A 6075-nucleotide genomic window follows, 5' to 3' on the forward strand; every position below is an offset into this window, starting at 1 on the left:
AAGTATAAACCGTACTTGTGATGTCGTAGCCACTGAGCAAGTTGTTCTGCACACTTTTCGTCATGCGCCCTTTGATGTCATAATAGAAAGCCTTATAGATCTTAGTGCTACTGCCAAAAACCGTAACGGCACTGCCGGTAAGAGAACCCCTGCCGTAGCCGGAAGTATCTTTGGTGAACTGGCCCGTAGGAAGTCCATAGGAAGTGCCCGTGCTGTTAAGCATCCGGAGAGTACGGATGTAGTCCTGCATGACCTACACAGAATTCTTCATTTGATAGACCTAAAAAACTATCCTAACATACAAGATATAGCATATCTGATGTTAGGATAGTAATTAAAGAGATTTTTCTTGAAGTAATCAACCTATATCAGGAGAAGATACAATATAAATGCAACCTGATTCACAATCAATATCTACGCAATAACCACATCTATGTAAAATATCAATAACATACCGTTGTTCCGGCAAAGTCAATATTCCATCTTCACAAGATGGAATAAACCATACATCATCAAAATAAGCAGAAAGTAATCCTTTCACTCCTTCATTCTCATAAATTGAGTCTATACGATATTGAGGAATAACTATATAATCTTTCAGTTGTATAAATGAAAGACTATCTACTATTAAAGTATCTTTGTACGAAAGTTCAATGAACTCTTTCTTTGGAAGTTTCAATTGAGGAATTGTCTTTTTACCTTCTTCCTCCAATATAGAAAATAATTCTACACTTTCCAACACTGTACAATAAGTAGAATCTTGCCATTTTATATTTACTGACATTAAAGAAGTTATAGGTACTCTATCAAGATCAGAAACCATCATCGCTTTTTCAGAATGCTTATACACTATATGAAAGAAGAAAGCGATTCCTCCAATTACAACAACTAAAGGTATAATTATGTTACTCCAATAGTTTTTTAGGTATTTTCTTTCCACCATATTCAATTCTTTTAGGATCACCTGTTTTTCTTCTAATCTTATTCTCTGTATTAACAGCGCGTACCTCCATTAGTTTTATACCATTTTCCGTTGTTTCATAAGTGGCAAATTTCTTGTCTACATCAAACGAATGCTGAAGTTCATGACTCAATCCGACTCTTGGAGTTCTCATTTCTTTTTCATTTCGACTCCTTCTTCTATTATTGGGATCATAATGGATTATACTGCCTTGTGAGATTTTCATTTCAACCTTTTCTTTATCAATTAGCGTTGAATTAGAAGCCCCTTTCTTAGGCATTGTAATATAATGAATATTCTCACTATCTTCCAACTCAGTGATAATATTAGCGACTCCTTTATCATCTTTCTTAAGTTGCTGCAAATCGACTTTCACATCCTTTTGATACTTAGTATCAAATCCAAAGAACATTTTCACATTATCTATCAAACCATTCGGGTTCGGATTTACAACAATTGTATCTCCATTCACATCTATGTTATTCACCGGATTATTCGCCCCATACTGATACGGTGACATCGAATAATACTTCTCTACAAACCTGTCATTGGTATGGCACCTTCCCAACGCTGCATCATAATGCCTTGCCCCGTAGTCATACCAGTTCAAGCCTTTCTTCGAGTCATACTCCTTGCCATTGTACTTGTAAGGCTGAGTATTGCTTGTACTTGCAAATACGCCGCCAAAAGGATAGTAATGGTTCGTTTCCTCTACCGTGCCGCTCTGGTTGATTACTACCCGGTGATTCCCCTGATGGTCTTTCAAGTAATAGTGATACTTGTTGTCACTCAAAGTTACATAACCCTCTTCGGTAAGAAGCAACTTCTGGACTCCGTTTTCATAGACCACGTTTCCGCAATAGTCCGTCGTCGTGGTGGTAGTACCTATCTTATGGACTGTTCTCAGCTTTGTGCCATCGGCTCCATAAATATAGGTGATAGTACTTCCGTCACTGAACGTTACTGTATTTGGCAAATTTAAACAATTATATGATATACCGGTAATATTCTTGTTTAAATCTTTAGTTAAATTGCCGTTGGCATCGTAGGTGTACTCGTTCGCCTGCTTCATGCTGTCCTTGAACTCGAAGCTGTTATTGTAGACGAAAGCTGTCGCGTTCTCGCGGAAACGGTTAGTGTCTGTACCAATGATTGTAGTATTATCATAGGCGGCGTTAACATTTGCTTTAAAGCTCATTGAATAAATTTTGCCATTGGGCCTTCATTACTCCACTTGGCAAGTTAGACTGCTAATATTTCTATTATAGTGGGTACCCTATAAAAAGAAACAGCGGATGTTTCCACCCGCTGTAATAGAATTGTTATAAAAATATTATTCAATTATTTGTTTTTTATTTTTAATATAAAATAGAATAAGAGCATAATAAAAACCTCAGATAATACACCTGGTAAATATAGAAACCCTATCATTATATCAAAATTAAAACGCCAAAATATAAAGAAAATAGTAGAAAGAGAGACAACAAGTATCAATTGCAGGCAACAATATAATAATGTCGTTTTAAGATTAAGCCTCAAATTCAATAATAATAATAAGAAGAACAAAACCGTTCCTAAAACAAACGTTATTGATCCTACAAATAATTCAACTGAAAATAAATCTCCTAATGATATACTTTGACTTTCCATATCTATTCAATTTTAACTTGTCTCTTTTTAGGATCATAATTTAGTGACTTAAAATTATCTTAATACTCTTTAACTATACTATTGGGCCTTGGATCTATAATTACTGGTGCCTTATCTTTTACAGATGGGTCTTGTTTCAAAACATCAGCCGCAAAAGTTCCACAATTATTATTCCTTAATGAATACTCTTTCCTCTTTGAATTAGCATTCTCCGCTATTTTTGATTCTGCATAGTTTTTCATTTCTTTAAACTTATCACTTTCAATATATGCTCCTTCTATTCTTCCGGCATGTCCCGCTTGTTCAGATATTATTGATAAAGTTTTATTCAATGATTCCAATGTAGGCTTTTTATCTTGTCCTATTTTTACATTTGGAACAGCGAATGTTCTGACAACTCCTTTACCCTCTTTGTCATATCTGCCATATTCATAATATTTAGTCACTCCTGTTTTATTATCAATCAATAATACTCCAGCATGACCTAAATTCCCAATTTTACCAATAGGAGTTGATATTTTATAATCAGGGAAGGCAATATAAATACCATCCTTCCCGTTAGGGTCTATACAATTTATAGGATTACTATAACAATAAGTATACAAACTTTCTGAATAATACTTCTCTGCCAACGGATCCACCGTCATAAACCGTCCCAACACTGCATCATAATGCCGTGCCCCGTAATCATACCAGTTCAAGCCTTTCTTCGTGTCATATTCCTTGCTATTGTACTTGTAAGGCTGAGTGCTTGTTGATGAAGCGAATACTCCTCCAAACAGATAGTAATGGTTTGTCTCCTCTACCGCTCCGCTCTGGTTTATGACTACACGGTTGTTCCCCTGATGGTCCTTCAAGTAATAGTAATACTTGTTGTCGCTCAAAGTAATATAGCCCTCTTCGGTAATCAGAAGCTTCTGGGCTCCGTTTTCATAGACCACATTCCCGCAATAGTCCGTTGTGGTGGTAGCGCCACCTATCTTATGAACCGTTCTTAGCTTTGTGCCGTCGGCTGCATAAACATAGGTAATCGTACTTCCGTCGCTGAACGTTACTGCACTTGGCAAATTTAAACAATTATATTGAATATCGGTGATTCCCTTGTTCAAATCTTTGGTTAAATTGCCGTTCGCATCGTAGGTGTACTCTCCGACCTGCTTCACGCCGTCCTTGAACTCGAAGCCTCCACCGTAAGCAGAAGCCATCACGGCATCGTCCACACGGCTCAACTGATTGCCGTTCAAGGTAAAAGTCAGGTTGTCTATCAGGCCGTAGGCACTGGCACCAGTCTGGCCATAACGTTGCAAACTCTTGATGTTACCGTTCTTGTCATAACCCGTAACGTTCTCCGAGAAGCGGTTCGCATTCGTGCTGATACTTGCTGTCTCTCCATAGGTAGCGTTCAGTACTCTGTCAAGACCGTCGTAAGTGAATTTGTAACCACGGACTGTACTTTCGTTCCCGGACTTCCAAGTCATGCTGCTGATGCTGCCGTTGTACTTCGCAGTACCCACACCCGTGTTGTAGTACAGGTTCTGTGTGAAGCATGTACCGCTGATGCCCGTCAGCCAGCTGCGCAGGTTGTAGGCATAAGTCAGCTTGTTGGTGCTCGTACCGTGATACTGCTTGGTCAGCACACGACCGAAGTTGTCATAAGTGGCATCGTACAGAGTGATTGAAGTGCCGCCAAGACTATGCCGCACTTTGCTTATTCTGTCCGCATGGTCGTAGGTATAGGTATATACTTCCGTGCGCGTGGTCTTTCCGCTGGCAGTATGTGTATGTGTCACACCAGACGGCTTGTTGGAGAAAGTATAAACCGTACTTGTGATGTCGTAGCCACTGAGCAAGTTGTTCTGCACAAGCACGGTAGGACTGGAAGAAGGATTCCCCCCTGCAGGGTCAGCCGTCCCAGACTGTCGTACAAATAATACATATAGGAAATGTTATCCAGATAGGAAGTGCCCGTGCTGTTAAGCATCCGGAGAGTACGGATGTAGTCCTGCATGACCTACACAGAATTCTTCATTTGATAGACCTAAAAAACTATCCTAACATACAAGATATAGCATATCTGATGTTAGGATAGTAATTAAATAAATCTCATTGAAAAAAGGCAACTTATATTAGAGTAATATTTTTTATTTAGTATGCAAAAGCTTTATAATCTCACCATTACTTTTTCTTATTTCCACATAAGATTGTCCACAGAAAGTCAGCGCACTATCATTTCCATTAGGAATATGCCCTTCTATTACCCATATTCCATTTACCAAGTTAACAGAAAAAGGTTTTTCTTTCTCTATACTTTCCTTTCCATAAATTTCCAATAGTACGCATTCCGCTATCTTTACTGCAATATCCGCTGTAGGTATAAATCCCTCTGCAGGAACATAGCTTTTCATATCAGTATAAAAATCTGTTGAGAGACTATCATTCATTACATACTCAATCTGTTGAGATGATTGTTGATCTTCTCCGACCTTCGATGTACTGTTTGTACATGACATCGCAAATAGCATTAAAGCAAAAAAATAAGTCCTATACATATTGCTATCTTTTTAAAATACCCAATGAATATGTTCTCTCTGGCTAACAGGAATGTTTAAATCTGGCTTTTGTAGCAATTCTTTCATTCTTTGTTTACCCTTTTCAGCAGGAATATCTTTCGGATTAATATTATTCTTTCGTTTAGGATCTTTGGGATCATTAGGAAGATCACTAGTCACTATTGATGTTTTCTTACTATAAGGATTATATTCTAACAAATCGCCACTCGGCGTAGCCAAATAACCATTTTCTTTTGTTTTCTCAATATATTTTATATCAGCTTTTGAGAATTTATTATTTATATGCTCTGCGTCCGCGTCTCCATGCGAATGAATCGATCCTACAAATCTCTCACCGTTAGGAGGTAAGCTTATAGATACGCTGTGCTCTCCTTCATTGGCTGCACTATAAGAATATCCCTTTAGCTTTCCCTTTTGCTTAACTTCATAAATAGAAGAGCCCATTTCACGTTTACATATAATAGATGCACCATTATAATACATACCCCAATCTTTAGCTGCTGCTCTTTTAGTCTTAAACAGATCACCGGGAGCATATTCCATACCATTTGGGTCTATGAACTTTACCGGATTATCGGCACAATAAGTATACGGACTCATCGAATAATATTTCTCCGCCAACGGGTCATTCGTCGTAAACCTTCCCAACGCAGCATCATAATGTCTCGCCCCATAATCATACCAGTTCAAACCCTTCTTCGTATCAAGCTCCTTACCGTTATACTTGTAAGGCTGGGTATTGCCTGCAGTGCCAAACACACCACCGAAAGGGTAGTAATGGTTCGTTTCCTCCACAGTACCTGACTGGTTGATTACTACACGGTTGTTACCTTGATGGTCCTTCAGATAGTAATGATACTGCTGGGTACCGGTCAGGTTGATGTAACCCTCTTC

Annotated in this window: 6 protein-coding genes and 1 pseudogene; all 7 read right to left on the reverse strand. The window is 38.4% G+C overall.

Features of this window, described 5'->3' with window-relative positions; translation table 11 throughout:
- Positions 1 to 250 (reverse strand): hypothetical protein (locus tag DWZ67_RS20540; protein WP_147392696.1); only part of this gene is annotated, 250 nt, incomplete at its 3' end.
- A 108-nt stretch (positions 251 to 358) separates the two neighbouring features.
- Positions 359 to 943, reverse strand: coding sequence for a hypothetical protein (locus DWZ67_RS19770; RefSeq protein ID WP_057281495.1), 585 nt, complete (start codon positions 941 to 943; stop codon positions 359 to 361).
- A complete protein-coding gene (locus DWZ67_RS19775; RefSeq protein WP_117866734.1) occupies positions 906 to 2159 on the reverse strand; it encodes an RHS repeat domain-containing protein in 1254 nt (417 codons plus the stop codon). The genes DWZ67_RS19770 and DWZ67_RS19775 overlap by 38 nt, the downstream gene beginning before the upstream one ends.
- A 143-nt stretch (positions 2160 to 2302) precedes the next feature.
- Complete coding sequence (locus tag DWZ67_RS20005) at positions 2303 to 2611, reverse strand: hypothetical protein (RefSeq protein WP_035447399.1); 309 nt, start codon at positions 2609 to 2611, stop codon at positions 2303 to 2305.
- Between the two features lie 548 nt (positions 2612 to 3159).
- A pseudogene (locus tag DWZ67_RS20545) lies at positions 3160 to 4473 on the reverse strand (RHS repeat-associated core domain-containing protein); the annotation flags it as partial.
- 279 nt (positions 4474 to 4752) lie between these two features.
- Positions 4753 to 5160, reverse strand: coding sequence for an NTF2 fold immunity protein (locus tag DWZ67_RS19785; protein WP_051642902.1), 408 nt, complete (start codon positions 5158 to 5160; stop codon positions 4753 to 4755).
- Positions 5161 to 5172: 12 nt separating this feature from the next.
- The coding region (locus tag DWZ67_RS19790) for an RHS repeat-associated core domain-containing protein (protein WP_120139555.1) at positions 5173 to 6075 on the reverse strand (903 nt) is incomplete at its 5' end.

Source organism: Bacteroides sp. AF34-31BH, from assembly GCF_003602795.1.
Classification (GTDB): domain Bacteria; phylum Bacteroidota; class Bacteroidia; order Bacteroidales; family Bacteroidaceae; genus Bacteroides; species Bacteroides uniformis.

What these genes read in the sequence shown, in the direction of transcription:
- DWZ67_RS19785 (WP_051642902.1), bottom strand. Translation starts at nt 5,160, where the DNA reads ATGTATAGGACTTATTTTTTTGCTTTAATGCTATTTGCGATGTCATGT.
- DWZ67_RS20005 (WP_035447399.1), bottom strand. Translation starts at nt 2,611, where the DNA reads ATGGAAAGTCAAAGTATATCATTAGGAGATTTATTTTCAGTTGAATTA.
- DWZ67_RS19775 (WP_117866734.1), bottom strand. Translation starts at nt 2,159, where the DNA reads ATGAGCTTTAAAGCAAATGTTAACGCCGCCTATGATAATACTACAATC.
- DWZ67_RS19770 (WP_057281495.1), bottom strand. Translation starts at nt 943, where the DNA reads ATGGTGGAAAGAAAATACCTAAAAAACTATTGGAGTAACATAATTATA.